We start from the raw sequence: 16,511 nt of genomic DNA on the forward strand, positions 1-16,511 counted from the left end.
CCGAGCCTAAATTGTGGAACTAGCTTGGGGTAATAGGTTGCAGTGTGGTGTGTTTTGACCTGTCGGGCGTATTTAACAACAGGGCAGTGTTGGGGTGTCATGTCTGGCGATTGAGTCTTAACAACGTCCCCTGCTCTGAACGGATAATAGAGCACAAAAGCTTGCATAGCTTGGGTGATGGGTTTATGCTTTAAAGGGCACGTCTATGCGTTAGAAGTGTGTGAACTCTGATAGGAAGTTTTACGCACTTGTGGCGCGAGATCGTGAGCTTGCATGACGGGCTGAACTGTTCTTAGGTTCAGTGCCTGATGTGAAGTTCGTGAGAGACTGCAAATGTACACAATCGATTTCCTATCCATTTCGGAGCACGCAACAATATGACAGCTTCTAAGGCCCCTCAGGTAGCCGTAAACGACATCGGCACCGCTGAGGATTTTCTCGCCGCGATCGACGAGACCATCAAGTACTTCAATGACGGTGACATTGTAGAAGGCACCGTCGTAAAGGTCGATCACGACGAGGTACTGCTTGACATCGGATACAAGACCGAGGGCGTAATTCCTTCTCGCGAGTTGTCCATCAAGCACGACGTCAACCCAGATGAGGTTGTTCAGCTGGGCGACCAGATCGATGCCTTGGTTTTGACGAAGGAAGACAAGGAAGGCCGCCTGCTGCTTTCCAAGAAGCGCGCCCAGTACGAGCGTGCTTGGGGTGCTATCGAGGACCTCAAGGAAAGCGATCAGCACGTTACCGGTACCGTCATCGAGGTCGTCAAGGGCGGCCTGATCCTGGATATTGGTCTGCGTGGCTTCCTGCCCGCTTCCCTGGTGGAAATGCGCCGCGTTCGCGACCTGGAGCCATACATTGGCCAGGAGCTTGACGCCAAGATTATCGAGTTGGACAAGAACCGTAACAACGTTGTTTTGTCTCGCCGCGCATACCTGGAGCAGACCCAGTCTGAGGTTCGTTCCGAATTCCTGCACCAGCTGCAAAAGGGCCAGGTTCGCAAGGGTGTCGTTTCCTCCATCGTCAACTTCGGTTCCTTCGTGGACCTGGGCGGTGTCGACGGTCTGGTACACGTTTCCGAGCTGTCCTGGAAGCACATCGACCACCCATCCGAGGTTGTCACCGTCGGCGACGAAGTCACCGTCGAGGTTCTGGACGTGGACTTGGACCGCGAGCGCGTTTCCCTGTCTCTGAAGGCAACCCAGGAAGACCCATGGCGCGTCTTCGCCCGCACCCACGCTGTGGGCCAGATCGTTCCGGGCAAGGTCACCAAGCTCGTTCCATTCGGTGCGTTCGTTCGCGTCGAAGAAGGCATCGAAGGCCTGGTTCACATCTCCGAACTGGCTCAGCGCCACGTCGAGGTTCCAGACCAGGTTGTCAACGTTGGCGAAGAAGCCATGGTCAAGGTCATCGACATCGACCTCGAGCGTCGTCGCATCTCCCTGTCCCTGAAGCAGGCCGACGAGGACTACACCGAGGAATTCGATCCTTCCAAGTACGGCATGGCCGACTCCTACGACGAGCAGGGTAACTACCTGTTCCCAGAAGGCTTCGACCCAGAGACCAACGAGTGGAAAGAAGGCTACGACGAACAGCGTCAGGCCTGGGAAGCTCGTTACGCCGAATCCGAGCGTCGTTTCCAGCTGCACACCGCGCAGATCGAGCGCAACCGTGCCGCAGCTGAAGCTGCTGCAAACAGCGACGAATCCGCGAACTACTCCTCCGAGTCCGGCGTATCGGATGCCGCTCCGTCATCCGAAGGCACCACCGAGGACGCAGGTTCGTTGGCTTCCGACGAGCAGCTTGCTGCACTGCGCGATAAGCTGGCCGGCAACTAAATCAGCCAGCGCGCTTAACTAGCCACGCGTCGGCTAGTACCGCATAGCCGCAACCCACTTCTTTCTGCCCCAACCAGGGCATTGAGAAGTGGGTTTTTGCATTCTACACTGGGCCTATGAAAATCATCGGACTTACCGGAGGGATCGGCAGTGGTAAGTCAACCGTCGCCCGCGCCCTCAACGAACACGGATACCCCATCGTCGACGCGGACCGTATTGCACGCGAAATCGTCGAACCCGGCCAACCGGCACTGCAAGAACTAGCCGAAGAATTCGGCGCCGACATCCTCGATGCCGACGGCGCACTTGATCGCGGGCTGCTTGCCTCACGTGCCTTTGAAAACAAAGAAACCACCGCGCGACTCAACGAAATCACCCACCCGCGCATCAACCAACGCACACAAGAACTTTTTGACGAAGCGCGTCAAAACGGGGCAGAAGCAGTCATCTACGACATGCCACTGCTCATCGATAAGGGCCTGCACAAAGACATGGACGCAACCATCGTTGTGCATGCCGACGAACACCTGCGCGTCGAACGGCTGACTACCAAGCGCGGTCTCGACAGCGATGACGTCCGGCGGCGCATCAACGCGCAGATTGACGACGAGACACGCAAACAACACGCAGATATCCTCATAGACAACAACGGCAGCGAAGAAGAACTGCAACCACAGGTGGCACACGCCGTCGACAAGATTCAACAGCTGGCTGCTCGGTAGCTCGCACTTCGCTAGCTTTCGCGTGGCAGTCGGCAGCACCTCAGTAGCGGGTTGAACCAGATACAGCAGAGTAGACTAGAAGCCATGGCTTTTGCTGCTGAGTACCCTGTTTTATCTGAATCCGAACACCGCCCAGTCGGCGAGGTCGAACGCCGGAAAAAGACCTTCGAGGTCGTCTCCGAGTACCAACCGGCCGGTGACCAACCCACAGCAATCAAAGAGCTAGATCGGCGCCTCAAAGAAGGCGAATCTGACGTCGTCCTGCTTGGTGCCACCGGTACCGGTAAATCCGCCACCGCAGCCTGGCTGATTGAACAACAGCAGCGTCCAACCCTAGTCATGGCGCCGAACAAAACTCTGGCGGCCCAGCTGGCCAACGAATTGCGCCAACTCCTGCCGCACAACGCGGTAGAATACTTCGTGTCGTACTACGACTACTACCAGCCGGAAGCCTATGTCGCGCAGACCGATACTTATATCGAAAAAGACTCCTCCATCAACGAAGACGTCGAACGCCTGCGTCACTCTGCGACTTCCGCGCTATTATCGCGTCGTGACGTCGTCGTGGTGTCCTCGGTATCTTGCATCTACGGCCTGGGAACGCCGCAGTCTTACCTAGATCGCTCCGTGGTCATGAAAGTCGACGATGAAGTAGAGCGTGATCGGTTCCTGCGCTTGCTCGTCGATATTCAGTATGAGCGCAACGATGTTGGCTTCACCCGCGGTGCTTTCCGCGTCAATGGCGATACTGTCGATATTATCCCTGCCTATGAGGAGCGCGCAGTGCGAATCGAATTTTTCGGAGACGACGTCGACGCGCTGTACTATATTCACCCTTTGACCGGAGATGTCCTCGAACAGGTTGATGAAGTTCGCATCTTCCCAGCCACGCATTACGTTGCCGGGCCCGAGCGCATGGAAAAAGCCATTGCGGACATCAAAGAGGAGCTACAACAGCGTCTTACAGAATTGGAAAACCGGGGAAAGCTCTTAGAAGCCCAACGGCTGCGCATGCGCACCGAATACGACCTGGAAATGATTGAACAAGTCGGCTTCTGCTCCGGAATCGAAAACTATTCGCGGCATATCGACGGGCGAGAGGCTGGCAGCGCGCCAGCAACATTGATGGATTATTTCCCAGAAGACTTCCTCACGATCATTGACGAGTCGCACGTGACCGTCCCACAGATCGGAGGCATGTTCGAAGGCGATATGTCGCGCAAGCGGAACTTGGTGGATTTCGGCTTTCGCTTACCTTCCGCGTTGGATAACCGCCCGTTGACATTCGATGAATTCGAAAAACGAGTCGGCCAGACCGTTTATCTCTCTGCGACACCTGGCGACTACGAAATTACTGCCGCAGGCGGTGAATACGTAGAGCAGGTCATTCGCCCGACGGGGCTGGTGGACCCGAAGGTCACCGTGAAACCGACCAAAGGCCAGATCGACGACCTTATCGATGAAGTCAAGACACGAACCGAGAAAAACGAGCGTGTTTTGGTGACTACGCTCACTAAACGCATGGCCGAGGACCTCACCGATTACTTGCTGGAACACGGTGTCAAGGTGCGCTACTTGCACTCTGACATTGACACCTTGCAACGTGTGGAATTGCTGCGGCAGCTGCGGTTGGGTGAATTTGATGTGCTTGTTGGCATCAACCTGTTGCGTGAAGGCTTGGACCTGCCAGAAGTTTCCCTGGTGGCGATTTTGGATGCAGACAAAGAAGGCTTTCTGCGTTCGACAACCTCGCTTATTCAGACCATTGGTCGTGCGGCCCGTAACGTATCCGGTGAAGTCATCATGTATGCCGACAAGATCACCGAATCGATGCAAAACGCCATCGATGAGACGGAACGCCGCCGCGAAAAGCAGATTGCCTACAACACTGAACACGGCATCGACCCGCAGCCGCTGCGGAAAAAGATCGCGGACATCCTCGACCAGGTCTACGAGTCGGACGACGGCGGGGATGCGGCAAGCAACTCGGAATCCGGCGATGCGGCGCTCGTCGACAAGCCAGACGTGTCATCCATGGCAGAAGGCGAGATCCAAACTCTTATCGACGACCTCACGAAGCAAATGAAGGTTGCCGCCCGGGATCTCAAGTTCGAGTTGGCAGGCCGATTGCGCGATGAGATCGCGGATCTGAAAAAGGAGTTGCGTGGGGTGAAAGAAGCCGGAATCTAGGCCCCGCTGATACCGGGCGCTGATATCGGGCGCTGTTACCGGAAGCTGATACTGGAAAGGCGAAGCGAAAAACTTGCCATAATCGGTTGAAGTTAGGTTGGTCTCCTTATAGTGTGATGTTCACAACCGTGAGATGAGGAGGCCGTCGCACTATGCCGAATAACCCCAGCACACCAGGACAGGAATCATTCCTCGGCGCTGTTGACATCACCCAGCTTGATTCCCTGTTTTCTGCGGAAGAAAAAGACGTCGCGCTGCGCGTGCGTGGCTTCGTTGATGAGCACATTCGCCCCAATATCAGTGAGTGGTTCGACAAAGCACATTTCCCACTAGAGATCATTCCAGAGATGGGCAAGCTCGGTGTGCTGGGTATGCACCTCGATGGCTATGGCTGCCCGGCGCGCAGCGCAGTGGAATACGGCCTCGCGGCCCAGGAACTCGAAGCCGGCGATTCCGGTTTGCGCACCTTCGTGTCTGTACAAGGTTCGCTGGCAATGTCCGCGATCCACAAGCACGGCTCCGAAGAGCACAAGCAGGAGTGGTTGCCGAAGATGGCGAAAGGCGAAGCAGTCGGTTGCTTCGGTCTGACTGAACCAGACGCAGGATCGGATCCCGCCTCTATGACAACCGTCGCTAAGAAAGATGCTAGCGGTGACTGGATTCTCAACGGCACTAAGCGATGGATTGGCCTAGCCAGCGTCGCCGATGTCGCGATCATCTGGGCGCAGACCGGTGAACACGGTGATGCGCGCGGCGTGCGTGGCTTCGTGGTTCCCACCGACACCAAAGGCTATTCGGCGCAGGTTATCGAGCCAAAAATGTCCATGCGTGCTTCAATCCAGTGTGAAATTCACCTGGATGATCTGCGCCTACCGGAATCAGCGATGTTGCCCGCAGAAACCGCAGTGGGGCTTGGCGGCCCTTTCCGGTGTTTGAACGAGGCCCGCTACGGCATCATCTGGGGAGTCATGGGCGCTGCGCGCGACAGCTTCAACGCCGCATTAGAGTACAGCCAACAGCGTCGGCAGTTCGGCACTCCATTGAGCAATTTCCAAATCACGCAGACCAAACTGGCTGATATGGCCGTCGGCATCAATCGCGGTTACTTGCTCGCGCACCAGATCGGTCGGCTGAAAGATAGCGCGAATGCTAGCGCAGGTGCCGCGGAACATGCCACCGGGCTGCCCCACGGTTCGCTATTGCCGGCGACAATTTCCACCGGAAAGCTCGATAACACACGCGTCGCGCTCACTATCGCACGCGAAGCTCGCGCGATGCTGGGTGGTAACGGCATTTCCCTGGAGTATTCCCCGCTGCGCCACGCGAACAATCTGGAATCGGTGCGTACTTATGAAGGCACCGATGAGGTACACCAGCTCACCATCGGCCGTCACCTGACAGGCGTCGGCGCATTTCACGCACGGTAAAAGGGTAAAAGGAAAGGCCCAAAAATTTATGCCATCGAGGACACCGACTACCCAGAAGGAGCGATCTGTGCCCGATAGCTCCGCGCGCGGACCACTGGCGGGAATCGTCATCGCAGATTTCTCCCGCGTATTGGCTGGCCCTTTTTGTACCATGCTCTTGGCAGACCTCGGAGCGCGAGTGATTAAGGTGGAAGCACCGAGCGGTGATGACACTCGTCAGTGGGCGCCGCCGGTGGCCAACGACATGAGTACCTATTTCATGTCGGCCAACCGAAACAAAGAATCCATCATGCTGGACTTGCACGATCCTGCTGATCGCGACACGGCCTACGAGATTATCGAACGGTCCGACGTCCTGATCGAGAACTTTAAACCAGGAGGGCTGCAGAAATTCGGCCTGGACCCAGCACAAACCACTAAGCGCTGGCCACGGTTAATTCATGCCTCGATTAACGGTTTTGGCTCGGACAAAGGCGCCCATTTGGCGGGCTATGATTTGCTGATCCAAGCATTGTCCGGTCTTATGCACGTGACCGGCGAAGCCGACGGACCACCACAAAAAACCGGTGTGGCCATCGTCGATGTGTGCACTGGTCTGCACTGTGCGGTCGGCATTTTGGCCGCGCTACTCGAACGCGAGAAATCACAGGCAGGGCAGTCACTTGAGGTCAATTTGTTGTCCGTGGCGTTGTCGAGTTTGGCTAATCAATCAGGCGGTTATGCTGCGACCGGGCACGAACCCATGCGCATGGGTAATGATCATCCAAGCCTGTTTCCGTATGGCCCATTTGCCACCCACGACCAGCCGCTGATTATTGCCTGTGGCAATGATGCACAGTATCGCAAGCTCGTGGAAGAGCTCGGAAAGCCGCAGCTTGCCGACGACGACCGTTTCGTTACCATGCAGGATCGCAATAAGCACCGTGAGGCACTGCGCGCGGAGATCGAAGAAGTACTCCAGCAGAAATCGGCGCAAGATTGGTATGACGAGTTGCTTGCTGCCGGGGTGATGTGCGCCCCGATTAATTCTGTGGGGCAGGGGATCGAATTTGCGGATTCGCTGGGATTGGAACCCGTCGTTGCCATTCACAGTGCTGAAGGCTCCACCTACCGTACGATCCGCAACCCCGTGCAGTATTCCCGAACGAAAGCCGAGTATCACACCCCACCGCCACGGCTCGGAGCAGACGGCGATGCAGTGCGTTCGTGGATTGCGCAGACGGACCCGCGAGCGTGATAAGCGCATCATATTTATTGACGGCGGCGGTGCTTTTCGGGTGGGAGCTATACCCAGGCGTTAGAATCACACTAACGCCAAGCTCGGAAGGAGCACCCCGTGGTTGCATATTCCACCATCGTTACCGGATCTGACGGATCGGATTCATCCCTGCACGCTGTGCGTGCGGCCGCGAGTCTGGCACGAGTTTACGACGCGCGGCTGATCATCGTGTCTGCTTATTATGAAAAACACGGGTTAGTCATTGACGCGAAAGCTGATGCTCATGCGTTGCCTGTGATCAACCGGGACGCCGCCGAGGACATCTTGCGCGAGGCGCACGAAGTTTCTGTCGCCGAAGGCGCAAAAGATATCGAACTCCGCCCGATCAATGGCGGCCCCGTGGCAGTGCTGCGCACCGTCGTGGAAGATTCCGCAGCGGATCTCGTTGTGGTGGGTAACCGTGGGCTGAAGACGCTATCCGGCCGCGTGTTTGGCAGCATTCCGAGTGAAGTTACCCGCCGTTTTGACGTCGACGTCTTGGTTGTCAACAGTGACGGTGCCGCAACTTCTGCCAGCGGCAAGGCATAGGGCAGCAGGGTAGCGGATACGATGACTTCGGAGACGGCGGAAACCACCGATCCACATAGCGCTGATTATTCCAGCATTGTCGTTGGCAGCGACGGCTCACAGTCGTCCATGTTGGCGGTGCGTCGCGCAGCACGGCTCGCGGCTGCCTTTGACGCACAGCTGCTTATCGCTTGCGCATACTACGAACCCGGTCAAGTAGCGGGCCCGCAAGAACCATTGAGTGATCACCCTGTTGTAGGTGCGGAGCAGGCTGAAGCCATCCTGGAACCAGCAGTAGAAGAAGCCCGTGCTTTAGGTGCAGAAAAAGTAAGCAGCGCGGTACAAACAGGAAGCCCCGTCGCAGCATTGATGAGTATCGTCGCCCAGCACGATGCCGATGTGCTCGTGGTAGGCAACCGCGGTATCAATACGTTGACGGGGCGATTATTAGGCTCTGTACCAGCAGATATTGCGCGGCAATCCGATTGCGACGTGATCATCGTGCACACCGTCGCTTAGCCGGACTGTCGCACCTGTCGCTATTCGGCTAAATCCAGCTCGCCGATAATGCTCAGCGTCTGCGTCGCGCGCGTACATGCGACATAAAGATCCTGCCAACCACGCGGTGTGGCCGCGATGATCTCCGCAGGTTCAACGACGATGACGTGGTCATATTCCAAGCCCTTATGCTGGGATGCGTTCTGCGCGGTAATGATTGCACAACTGCGTTGTTGCTCGTCGGCATGCAATTGCTCCCGCACTGATTCCGGAGAAGTCCCACTCGGCAACCACCGCACCGCAGCCTCCCGGTTCCGGATCGCTTGGGCCACCGTGGCATCCGGTTGATACTTGCGGACAATCGTTTCTGCTAATTCTGCGATCTCCACGGGGGTGCGGTAATTGATCGTAAGCTGATGTTGGCGATAGCGCTTGCCGACGAATGGCTCGAGCGCCTCACTCCAATTATCGCAACCGGCCGGCGAGCTCGTCTGTGCAGGATCACCCACTACCGTCATCCAATGATTTGGGCTGCGACGGAAGACCATCCGCCATTCCATCGCGGAAAGCTCCTGTGCTTCGTCAACCACCACGTGGCCGAATGCCCAGGTGCGGTCGCCTTCTGCACGCTCGGCAGTCGTGCGATAATCGCGGGCCTGCTGGCGTCGCGCTAGCGTTTCCGCATCGATTACGTGGTGCGCGGAAAGAATCTCCGAATCAAATACGTCATCGTTATCGGTGGATTCTGACGTAGCCAGAATATCCAGTGCACCCTCGGCTTCTTCCAAGGCTTCCTGCCATTCCCGCTCATCTGCAGCAGCTTGTTGCTCGTCATCACCGCTGCCGAGCAATTGCGCGAGCTCGTCCAAGAGCGCGGCATCAGACTCTGCCCAGCTGTGTGCGGAGGAGTCTGCATTACGCAACAATGCGGAAACGAATTCCTCGCCTCCATTAGCGCGGCAGGCAGCGTGCAGCGCGGTGTGGTTAGTAAGCAATTCTCGAAGTACCTGGCGGGGTCCTAACTGCGGCCAGAATTCGTCGACAAGTTCCTCGATGATGGCCTCGTCCGAGATATCCTCGCGCAACGCGGCGATATCCGTGCTATCCAGCAGGTTGCCGCCATCCAGCGGATCATGGCCGATGATAGCTGCCAGTCCATGCGCCAATTCCGAGCGCAGCTGCTCGGTAAAGACCTCGCGTGCCTCATTGTGCGGTTTCCGGGAACGGCGTGCCCGGGTCCGCGCAGTTTTCACCATCGCTGGGGTCAGCTCTACCCGGGTGCCTTCCAACACCACGTCGCGGTTGTGCTTCGGAACCTGCTGATAAGCCTTGACCGCAGCCTTCAACACGTCGACCATCTGCTGTGAGCCTTTCACCCGACGAGTCTCTGCGTCTTCGTGCATCGTGGGCCGCAAACCAGGGTAGAGGCGCCCGATCGTGCTCAAAACAACACCGGTTTCTCCCAACTCGGGCAATACCTGCGAAATATAGTTCAAAAACGTTGGATTGGGCCCGATAATCAGCACACCGGTGCGTGATAGTTGTTCACGCCAGGTATAGAGCAGATAGGCCACACGGTGCAAAGCCACAGCGGTCTTTCCAGTACCGGGCCCGCCTTCCACAACAAGTACCCCGCGGGTGGCACCACGAATAATCGCGTCTTGTTCCCGTTGGATGGTTTCCACGATCGACTGCATGTGTTCACCGCGGGCGGTATTCATCGCGTGTAGAAGAGCGGCTTCTCCGGCCACATCCGCGCGGGCGGCATCGTCCGGTGCCGTGCCAGAGAGCAATTCGTCGTCAATATCTTTGACTACCCGGTCCGCGGTGCGGATATGCCGCCGCATGCGTACGCCTTCCGGGTGTGCTGTGGTTGCCAAATAAAACGGGCGTGCCATGGGCGCGCGCCAGTCGATCAACAGTGAGCGGTAATCGTCGTCACGGTCCATCAGACCAATGCGCCCGATATAACGGCGATCTAAGCCATCTGGTGTTGGGTTTTCGCCGTCTGCATCGACATCGATGCGTCCGAAGACCAACCCGATCTGCGCGAGGTTTAGTTGATCTAGTTTTTCTTGCAGCCGGTGGTATTCGGTTTCCCGGCGCAGCAAAGCGTCGGAATCAGCATTGGCTGGATCAATGGTCAATTGGGCGTCGGCAAGACGCTGTCGTGCATTGGAGACATCAGAATCCAAAATGCCGAACAAAGCATCGAGATAGCTTTGTTCGGCAGCAAGCTCCGCAGAAAACTCTGAGTGATGTACTCTTTGGGCTTTCTGCGAAGCCGTGGATTCGTGTCCCCGAGAAAAACGGGGAGACACTGTGGGGTGGTTTCCTAAATCTTAAAAGTCGATCTTCTTGTCTAGCTTCTTCATTGCCTTAGACAGAGCCTTGTCTGCCTTGCTCTGAATCTTCTCGGCGTTCTTACGTGCCTTCTTGGCTTTTTTGCCGTGCTTCTTCTCGGCATCCTTCAGAGCATCGTTGGCCTTGTCCTGAGCCTTCTGGGCAGCCTTGACGGTGCTCTTCTTGGCAGTTTTGGCGTTCGAACGCGCCGCATCGAGCCATTCGTTGGCTGTCTTGGACCAATCGCCCTTGTTGTCATTGACATAGGCCTGGGCCTTTTCGCTGGAATCCTTAATCCAGTCACCAGCCTGGCCGGTGAAGTCGCCTGCCTTTTCGCGGGCCTCATCCCACATCTTCTCGGAGTCGGACTTGGTTGGCAGTGCCTGCTGCACCTTCTTGCCGGCCTGCTTGGAAGCATGCTCCGCGCGCCACTTCAAACCAGGCTTGCCCTCAGTGTCCTGGGAGGCGATGAACAAGCCGCCCAGCAGAGCAGACGAGGTAGCAAAGTTGTTCAGACGAGCACGACGTTCGCCTTCTTCGTCCGCAGCCCAGAACGCATCACGAGAAATCAGCGTCGGCAGGGTAGTGACAGCCAAAGTAGCGGCAGCGAAACGCGGTGCCTTGCCAATAGCGAACAGGGAACCAGCGCCCACCTTGGTGCCGCCCAAGATGCGGGCGACAGTCTTTGGGCTGTCTGGAATAGCGTCCGCGATGTCCGCTGGGACAAACTTGCGCACGCGCTTGATCAGGTCTTCGGTGGTGTCAACGCGCTCGTTGGTCTTACGCAGCGCATCAACGCCGTCGAGAATAAAGACCGAAGCCAGCATTGGTCGTGCAATCTTGCGGATCATAGCTAGTAATGCTCCTTGTAATAGTAGCTAGAAGTACTAGAGGTTAATTCTACGCCATAAGCGCGCACAATGTGGCCGGTATTACTGGCAGAAAACCGTGAGCAGCCTCACGGATTCGACGCCGAGCCGTGCAGGTAGTTATCGCGCTTTAGTGCCGGACGGTGACCACCCAACTGCTGCCCAAATACGGGCTTACCAGCGGCGTTCCCACCATTCTTCCAGTTTGCCGCGCTCTTCGCCCAACGTCGTCGGATTTCCGTGTCCTGGCCAGACTTTGGTTTCGTCAGGGTACTGCTCGAAGATACGTCCATTGACGTCATGGAACAGGCGCACAAAATCGCCCTCAGAATCTGTCTTTCCCAGACCACCGGGAAACAGCGAGTCGCCGACAAACAAATTCGGCACACCATCAATCACAGCGGCCAAGGCAACTCCGCCAGGAGTGTGGCCGCGCAGAATAATCACCGGGTATTCCTCGCCGGCGAATTCCACAACATCACCGTGGTGCAGTTCGACGTCGATCTCCCCCGGAATTGCCGGGGCATCCAGATGCGATGCGTAGTGTTTCGCTCCGGTCTTTTTCAGAACCTCTTCCACGGCACGGGTGTGATCCCAGTGCCGGTGCGTCGTCAACACGGCGGTGATGGTTACGCCGAGTTCTTCCGCGAATGCCAACAACTTCGCGGCATCGTCGGCGGCGTCGATCAGCAACGCTTGGTCGCCGTCGACAAGAAAATAACACTGATTGTCCATCTCGGACACGGATAAAGAATGTAGCGCGAGAGTGCTCATACCCACAGTTTACGGATACTGCATCGAGATAGCTGTTTCTGCCTGCGGCCTGGTAGTTTTAAAGAGTCTAATTCTTATATAAATCGGTTTTTACAGCTAAATTTGTGGGAAGGCTTGGTGGCTCCGTGGCAGACCGTTTAGTGGTCAAAGGTGCGCGTGAACACAACCTGAAAGGCGTGGATATTGATTTGCCGCGCGATAAAATGATCGCTTTTACCGGGCTGTCTGGCTCGGGTAAATCGTCGCTGGCGTTCGACACCATCTTCGCCGAGGGGCAGCGTCGTTACGTGGAATCGCTGTCATCGTATGCCCGGATGTTTTTGGGACAGATGGACAAGCCGGACGTGGAGTTTATTGAAGGTCTATCGCCGGCGGTCTCGATTGACCAGAAATCAACCAACCACAACCCGCGTTCCACCGTGGGCACCATCACTGAAATTTATGACTACCTGCGTTTGCTGTTTTCGCGCGCGGGCACCCCGCATTGTCCAACGTGCGACGCCGTGATTGAGCGACAAACCACGCAGATGATCGTCGACCAGGTGCTTGAGCACGAAGAAAGAGCCAAGTTTCAGGTGCTAGCGCCGGTGGTGCGTACTCGCAAAGGTGAGTTTGTGGATCTGTTTGCTGACCTCGCGGCGCAGGGATTTTCGCGTGCTCGCATCGACGGCGAAATCTATCAGCTCAGTGACCCGCCGACGCTGAAAAAACAGATTAAGCACGATATTGACGTCATCGTGGACCGTTTGCAGGTGAAGGCTTCGCAGAAACAACGGCTGACTGATTCGGTCGAGACGGCGTTGCGGCTTGCCGACGGCCTGGTCACGATTGATTTTGTGGATGACCCGGAATCCACGCGGATGTTTTCTGAGAAATCCGCCTGCCCGAATGGGCACGCGTTGACGATCGACGAGTATGAGCCGCGGTCGTTTTCTTTCAACTCCCCGTATGGTGCCTGCCCGTCCTGTGATGGATTGGGTTCGCGCCATGAGGTGGATCAGGATTTGTTGATTCCGGACCCGGATGCCCCGGCGAATAAGTCTGTTCAGCCGTGGTACGCCAGCCCGAACCAGCGCTATTTCATCAAATTGGTCGAAGGCTTAGCGAAGGCCCTGGATTTTGATCCAGAAACACCGTTTTCGGAGCTTACTAAGCAACAGCGCGATGCTCTGGTCAACGGCACGAAGACTGAAGTTCGTGTGCGTTACCGGAACCGTTACGGGCGCCAGCGGGATTGGACGGCACCGTTTGAGGGTGCGGCAGGTTATGTCCGGCGCAAGCTCGATACCGCGGAATCCGACTCGCAAAAAGACCGCTTCATGGCTTATACCCGCCAGGTGCCATGCAAAAAGTGCAAAGGCACGCGTTTGAAGCCGGAGATCCTCGCGGTGCGGTTGGCGTCGACCTCGCATGGTGAACTCTCCATTGCTGGGCTGGCCGAGCTGCCAATTGAAGAAGCCACGCAATTCCTGGATACGCTGCAGCTGGATCACCGCAACGAAATCATCGCCGGTGCCGTGCTCAAAGAGATTCAAGCGCGCCTGCAATTTCTTGTCGACGTCGGCTTGACCTATCTCACGCTCAATCGCGGTGCATCCACCCTTTCTGGCGGTGAGGCGCAGCGCATCCGCCTGGCAACACAAATTGGTGCAGGTTTGGCCGGTGTGTTGTACGTGTTGGACGAGCCGTCCATCGGCTTGCATCAGCGTGATAATCATCGCCTGATTGCCACGCTGCAAAGGCTGCGCGATTTGGGTAATACGCTGATCGTCGTCGAGCACGATGAGGACACGATTCGTGCCTCCGACTGGATGGTGGATATCGGCCCTCGTGCTGGCGAATACGGTGGTGAGGTGGTCTACCAGGGTGAGCCTGAGGGAATCGAGAGTTGCTCTGGGTCATTGACCGGTGATTACTTGTCCGGGCGCAAGGTCTTGGCGGTTCCGGAGTCACGCCGCCCAATTGATAAGGAGCGGCAACTCACCGTCGTCGGTGCCCGAGAAAATAACCTGCGTGGCATTAACGTCACCATCCCCCTGGGTGTTTTGTGTTGCATTACCGGTGTTTCCGGCTCCGGTAAATCCACCGTTGTGAACGGAATCTTGGCAAAGACTTTGGCCAATGAGCTCAACCGAGCCCGCCAGGTTCCCGGCCGGGCTAAGCGCGTGGAAGGCATCGAAAACCTGGACAAAATGGTGCAGGTGGATCAGTCACCGATTGGGCGAACCCCGCGGTCCAACCCAGCGACCTATACCGGCGTATTCGATAAGATCCGTAACTTGTTTGCTGAAACTCAAGAGGCCAAGGTGCGCGGCTATAAGCCCGGCCGGTTCTCCTTCAACGTCAAGGGTGGGCGCTGTGAAGCCTGCCAGGGCGAAGGCACGCTGAAGATTGAGATGAACTTCCTTCCGGACGTGTTCGTGCCGTGCGAGGTGTGTCAAGGCGCGCGCTATAACCGTGAGACGCTGGAGGTGCACTACAAGGGCAAGAACATTGCTGAAGTGCTGAATATGCCAATTTCCGAAGCCGCGGAATTCTTTGAGCCGATTACTTCGATCCACCGTTATCTGGACACGCTTGTCGACGTCGGCCTGGGCTATGTGCGCCTGGGGCAGTCGGCAACGACGTTATCCGGTGGTGAGGCGCAGCGCGTAAAGCTTGCCTCCGAATTGCAGAAGCGCTCGCACGGACGCACCGTTTATATTTTGGATGAGCCGACGACTGGCCTGCACTTTGAAGATATTCGCCGCTTGATGCTGGTAATTCAAGGCCTGGTGGATAAAGGCAACTCCGTGCTGATCATCGAGCACAATCTCGATGTGATCAAGGCTGCGGACTGGATCGTCGACATGGGGCCGGAAGGCGGTTCCGGTGGTGGCACCGTGGTAGCGCAGGGTACCCCAGAAGATGTGGCGCAAGTGGAAGCTTCGTATACTGGGCAATTTTTGGCGGAGATACTCAATGCTTAAACAGCGATGAGTCAAAAAGGCGATGAGCCAAAACTGTGGGGCTGCCTGTCGCGATTTGTGTTGGCTCAGTGCATATGCTAACTTTCAATGCACTACCACCTAGGGTTCCGTCCAGGAACTTAGGTCACAAGTGGAGTCTCCTCCCACCTCATGCCGCTGCTTAAGTTGGCTACGGGTAAAAGGTACATACCGGTACCACGGCAACATATGCCGACTGTCCCGGTATGTGTTTTTCTCGGGGAGTACTCCTATTGTGGCAGGGTAGACGTTTCATTCGCCCCTTTTGAACTTAGGAGTCACACATCAGCGCTGAAGCTCGCATTAATGAGCGTATTCGAGTACCGGAAGTCCGTCTTATCGGTCCTGAAGGTGAGCAGGTTGGTGTCGTTCGTACCGACGATGCCCGCAAGGTTGCTTACGAGGCCGATCTCGATCTAGTTGAGGTTGCCCCAAAGGCAAAGCCACCTGTCGCCAAGATCATGGACTACGGCAAGTTCAAGTATGAACAAGCCCAAAAAGCCCGTGAGTCCAAGAAGAATCAGCAGCAGACCGTCGTCAAGGAGCAAAAGCTCCGTCCGAAGATTGACGACCATGACTATGAGACCAAAAAGGGCAATGTTGTCCGCTTCCTGGAAAAGGGCTCCAAGGTCAAGGTAACCATCATGTTCCGCGGTCGTGAGCAGTCGCGCCCTGAACTTGGTTTCCGCTTGCTGGAACGGCTGGCCAACGACGTCGAAGAATATGGCGTGGTGGAAGCAAAGCCGAAGCTGGATGGTCGCAACATGACCATGGTGCTTGGTCCAGTACGCAAGGGCAAGAAATAACGAACCGTCAATTAAGGAATTAAGGAAACTCCATGAAGCAGAAGACCCACAAGGGCACAGCAAAGCGATTCAAGCAGACTGGTTCCGGCAAATTGCGTCGTGAGCAGGCGAATCGTCGCCACCTGCTGGAGCACAAGCCTTCTAAGCGCACCCGCCGTCTGAAGGGTGACGTTGACGTTGCACAGGCTGATCAGAAGCGCATCAAGCGTTTGCTTGGCAAGGCCTAAAGGCCCACTCGTTTCATCCCACATCAGTACCAACAACA

General features: G+C 56.4%; 13 protein-coding genes. 10 read left to right on the plus strand and 3 right to left on the minus strand.

Features of this window, described 5'->3' with window-relative positions; genetic code table 11:
• Positions 1-377: 377 nt before the first annotated feature.
• The 7 genes from rpsA to B142_RS0103285 all read left to right on the plus strand — a co-directional run bounded on the left by rpsA (position 378) and on the right by B142_RS0103285 (position 8,488).
• Positions 378-1,844: a 30S ribosomal protein S1 gene (rpsA, locus tag B142_RS0103255; protein ID WP_018120116.1), complete on the plus strand. Its 1,467-nt coding sequence runs from the start codon at positions 378-380 to the stop codon at positions 1,842-1,844.
• Between the two features lie 116 nt (positions 1,845-1,960).
• A complete protein-coding gene (gene coaE, locus B142_RS0103260; RefSeq protein ID WP_018120117.1) occupies positions 1,961-2,566 on the plus strand; it encodes a dephospho-CoA kinase in 606 nt (201 codons plus the stop codon).
• Positions 2,567-2,650: 84 nt separating this feature from the next.
• On the plus strand, positions 2,651-4,756 hold the full coding sequence (gene uvrB / locus B142_RS0103265; protein ID WP_018120118.1) for an excinuclease ABC subunit UvrB: 2,106 nt from the start codon (positions 2,651-2,653) through the stop codon (positions 4,754-4,756).
• 152 nt (positions 4,757-4,908) lie between these two features.
• A complete protein-coding gene (locus tag B142_RS0103270; protein ID WP_018120119.1) occupies positions 4,909-6,183 on the plus strand; it encodes an acyl-CoA dehydrogenase family protein in 1,275 nt (424 codons plus the stop codon).
• Positions 6,184-6,250: 67 nt separating this feature from the next.
• Positions 6,251-7,420 (plus strand): CaiB/BaiF CoA transferase family protein, encoded by a 1,170-nt coding sequence (locus B142_RS0103275; protein WP_018120120.1) that lies wholly within the window; start codon positions 6,251-6,253, stop codon positions 7,418-7,420.
• Positions 7,421-7,519: 99 nt separating this feature from the next.
• Positions 7,520-7,990, plus strand: coding sequence for a universal stress protein (locus tag B142_RS0103280; protein ID WP_018120121.1), 471 nt, complete (start codon positions 7,520-7,522; stop codon positions 7,988-7,990).
• Positions 7,991-8,011: 21 nt separating this feature from the next.
• The gene (locus B142_RS0103285; protein ID WP_018120122.1) at positions 8,012-8,488 is read left to right on the plus strand and encodes a universal stress protein; all 477 of its coding nucleotides are present in this window, start codon (positions 8,012-8,014) and stop codon (positions 8,486-8,488) included.
• 20 nt (positions 8,489-8,508) lie between these two features.
• On the opposite strand, the gene B142_RS0103290 is transcribed toward B142_RS0103285, so the two are convergent.
• The 3 genes from B142_RS0103290 to B142_RS0103300 all read right to left on the minus strand — a co-directional run bounded on the left by B142_RS0103290 (position 8,509) and on the right by B142_RS0103300 (position 12,453).
• A complete protein-coding gene (locus tag B142_RS0103290; RefSeq protein ID WP_018120123.1) occupies positions 8,509-10,788 on the minus strand; it encodes a HelD family protein in 2,280 nt (759 codons plus the stop codon).
• A gap of 21 nt (positions 10,789-10,809) precedes the next feature.
• On the minus strand, positions 10,810-11,661 hold the full coding sequence (locus tag B142_RS0103295; RefSeq protein ID WP_018120124.1) for a DoxX family protein: 852 nt from the start codon (positions 11,659-11,661) through the stop codon (positions 10,810-10,812).
• Between the two features lie 192 nt (positions 11,662-11,853).
• Complete coding sequence (locus tag B142_RS0103300) at positions 11,854-12,453, minus strand: MBL fold metallo-hydrolase (RefSeq protein WP_018120125.1); 600 nt, start codon at positions 12,451-12,453, stop codon at positions 11,854-11,856.
• Positions 12,454-12,578: 125 nt separating this feature from the next.
• Here B142_RS0103300 and uvrA point away from each other — a divergent pair, with 125 nt between their 5' ends.
• From uvrA to rpmI, 3 genes are all read left to right on the plus strand, one after another.
• Positions 12,579-15,422, plus strand: a complete 2,844-nt coding sequence (gene uvrA, locus B142_RS0103305; protein ID WP_018120126.1) for an excinuclease ABC subunit UvrA — start codon at positions 12,579-12,581, stop codon at positions 15,420-15,422.
• Positions 15,423-15,724: 302 nt separating this feature from the next.
• The gene (infC, locus tag B142_RS11740) at positions 15,725-16,246 is read left to right on the plus strand and encodes a translation initiation factor IF-3 (RefSeq protein ID WP_081604912.1); all 522 of its coding nucleotides are present in this window, start codon (positions 15,725-15,727) and stop codon (positions 16,244-16,246) included.
• Between the two features lie 32 nt (positions 16,247-16,278).
• Complete coding sequence (gene rpmI, locus B142_RS0103315; RefSeq protein ID WP_018120128.1) at positions 16,279-16,473, plus strand: 50S ribosomal protein L35; 195 nt, start codon at positions 16,279-16,281, stop codon at positions 16,471-16,473.
• Positions 16,474-16,511: the final 38 nt, after the last annotated feature.

The organism is Corynebacterium propinquum DSM 44285 (genome assembly GCF_000375525.1).
Taxonomy (GTDB): Bacteria; Actinomycetota; Actinomycetes; order Mycobacteriales; family Mycobacteriaceae; genus Corynebacterium; species Corynebacterium propinquum.

Excerpts from the sequence above, each read along its gene's own strand:
- rpsA (WP_018120116.1), top strand. The coding sequence starts at position 378 with ATGACAGCTTCTAAGGCCCCTCAGGTAGCCGTAAACGACATCGGCACC.
- coaE (WP_018120117.1), top strand. The coding sequence starts at position 1,961 with ATGAAAATCATCGGACTTACCGGAGGGATCGGCAGTGGTAAGTCAACC.
- uvrB (WP_018120118.1), top strand. The coding sequence starts at position 2,651 with ATGGCTTTTGCTGCTGAGTACCCTGTTTTATCTGAATCCGAACACCGC.
- B142_RS0103270 (WP_018120119.1), top strand. The coding sequence starts at position 4,909 with ATGCCGAATAACCCCAGCACACCAGGACAGGAATCATTCCTCGGCGCT.
- B142_RS0103285 (WP_018120122.1), top strand. The coding sequence starts at position 8,012 with ATGACTTCGGAGACGGCGGAAACCACCGATCCACATAGCGCTGATTAT.
- B142_RS0103295 (WP_018120124.1), bottom strand. The coding sequence starts at position 11,661 with ATGATCCGCAAGATTGCACGACCAATGCTGGCTTCGGTCTTTATTCTC.
- B142_RS0103300 (WP_018120125.1), bottom strand. The coding sequence starts at position 12,453 with ATGAGCACTCTCGCGCTACATTCTTTATCCGTGTCCGAGATGGACAAT.
- rpmI (WP_018120128.1), top strand. The coding sequence starts at position 16,279 with ATGAAGCAGAAGACCCACAAGGGCACAGCAAAGCGATTCAAGCAGACT.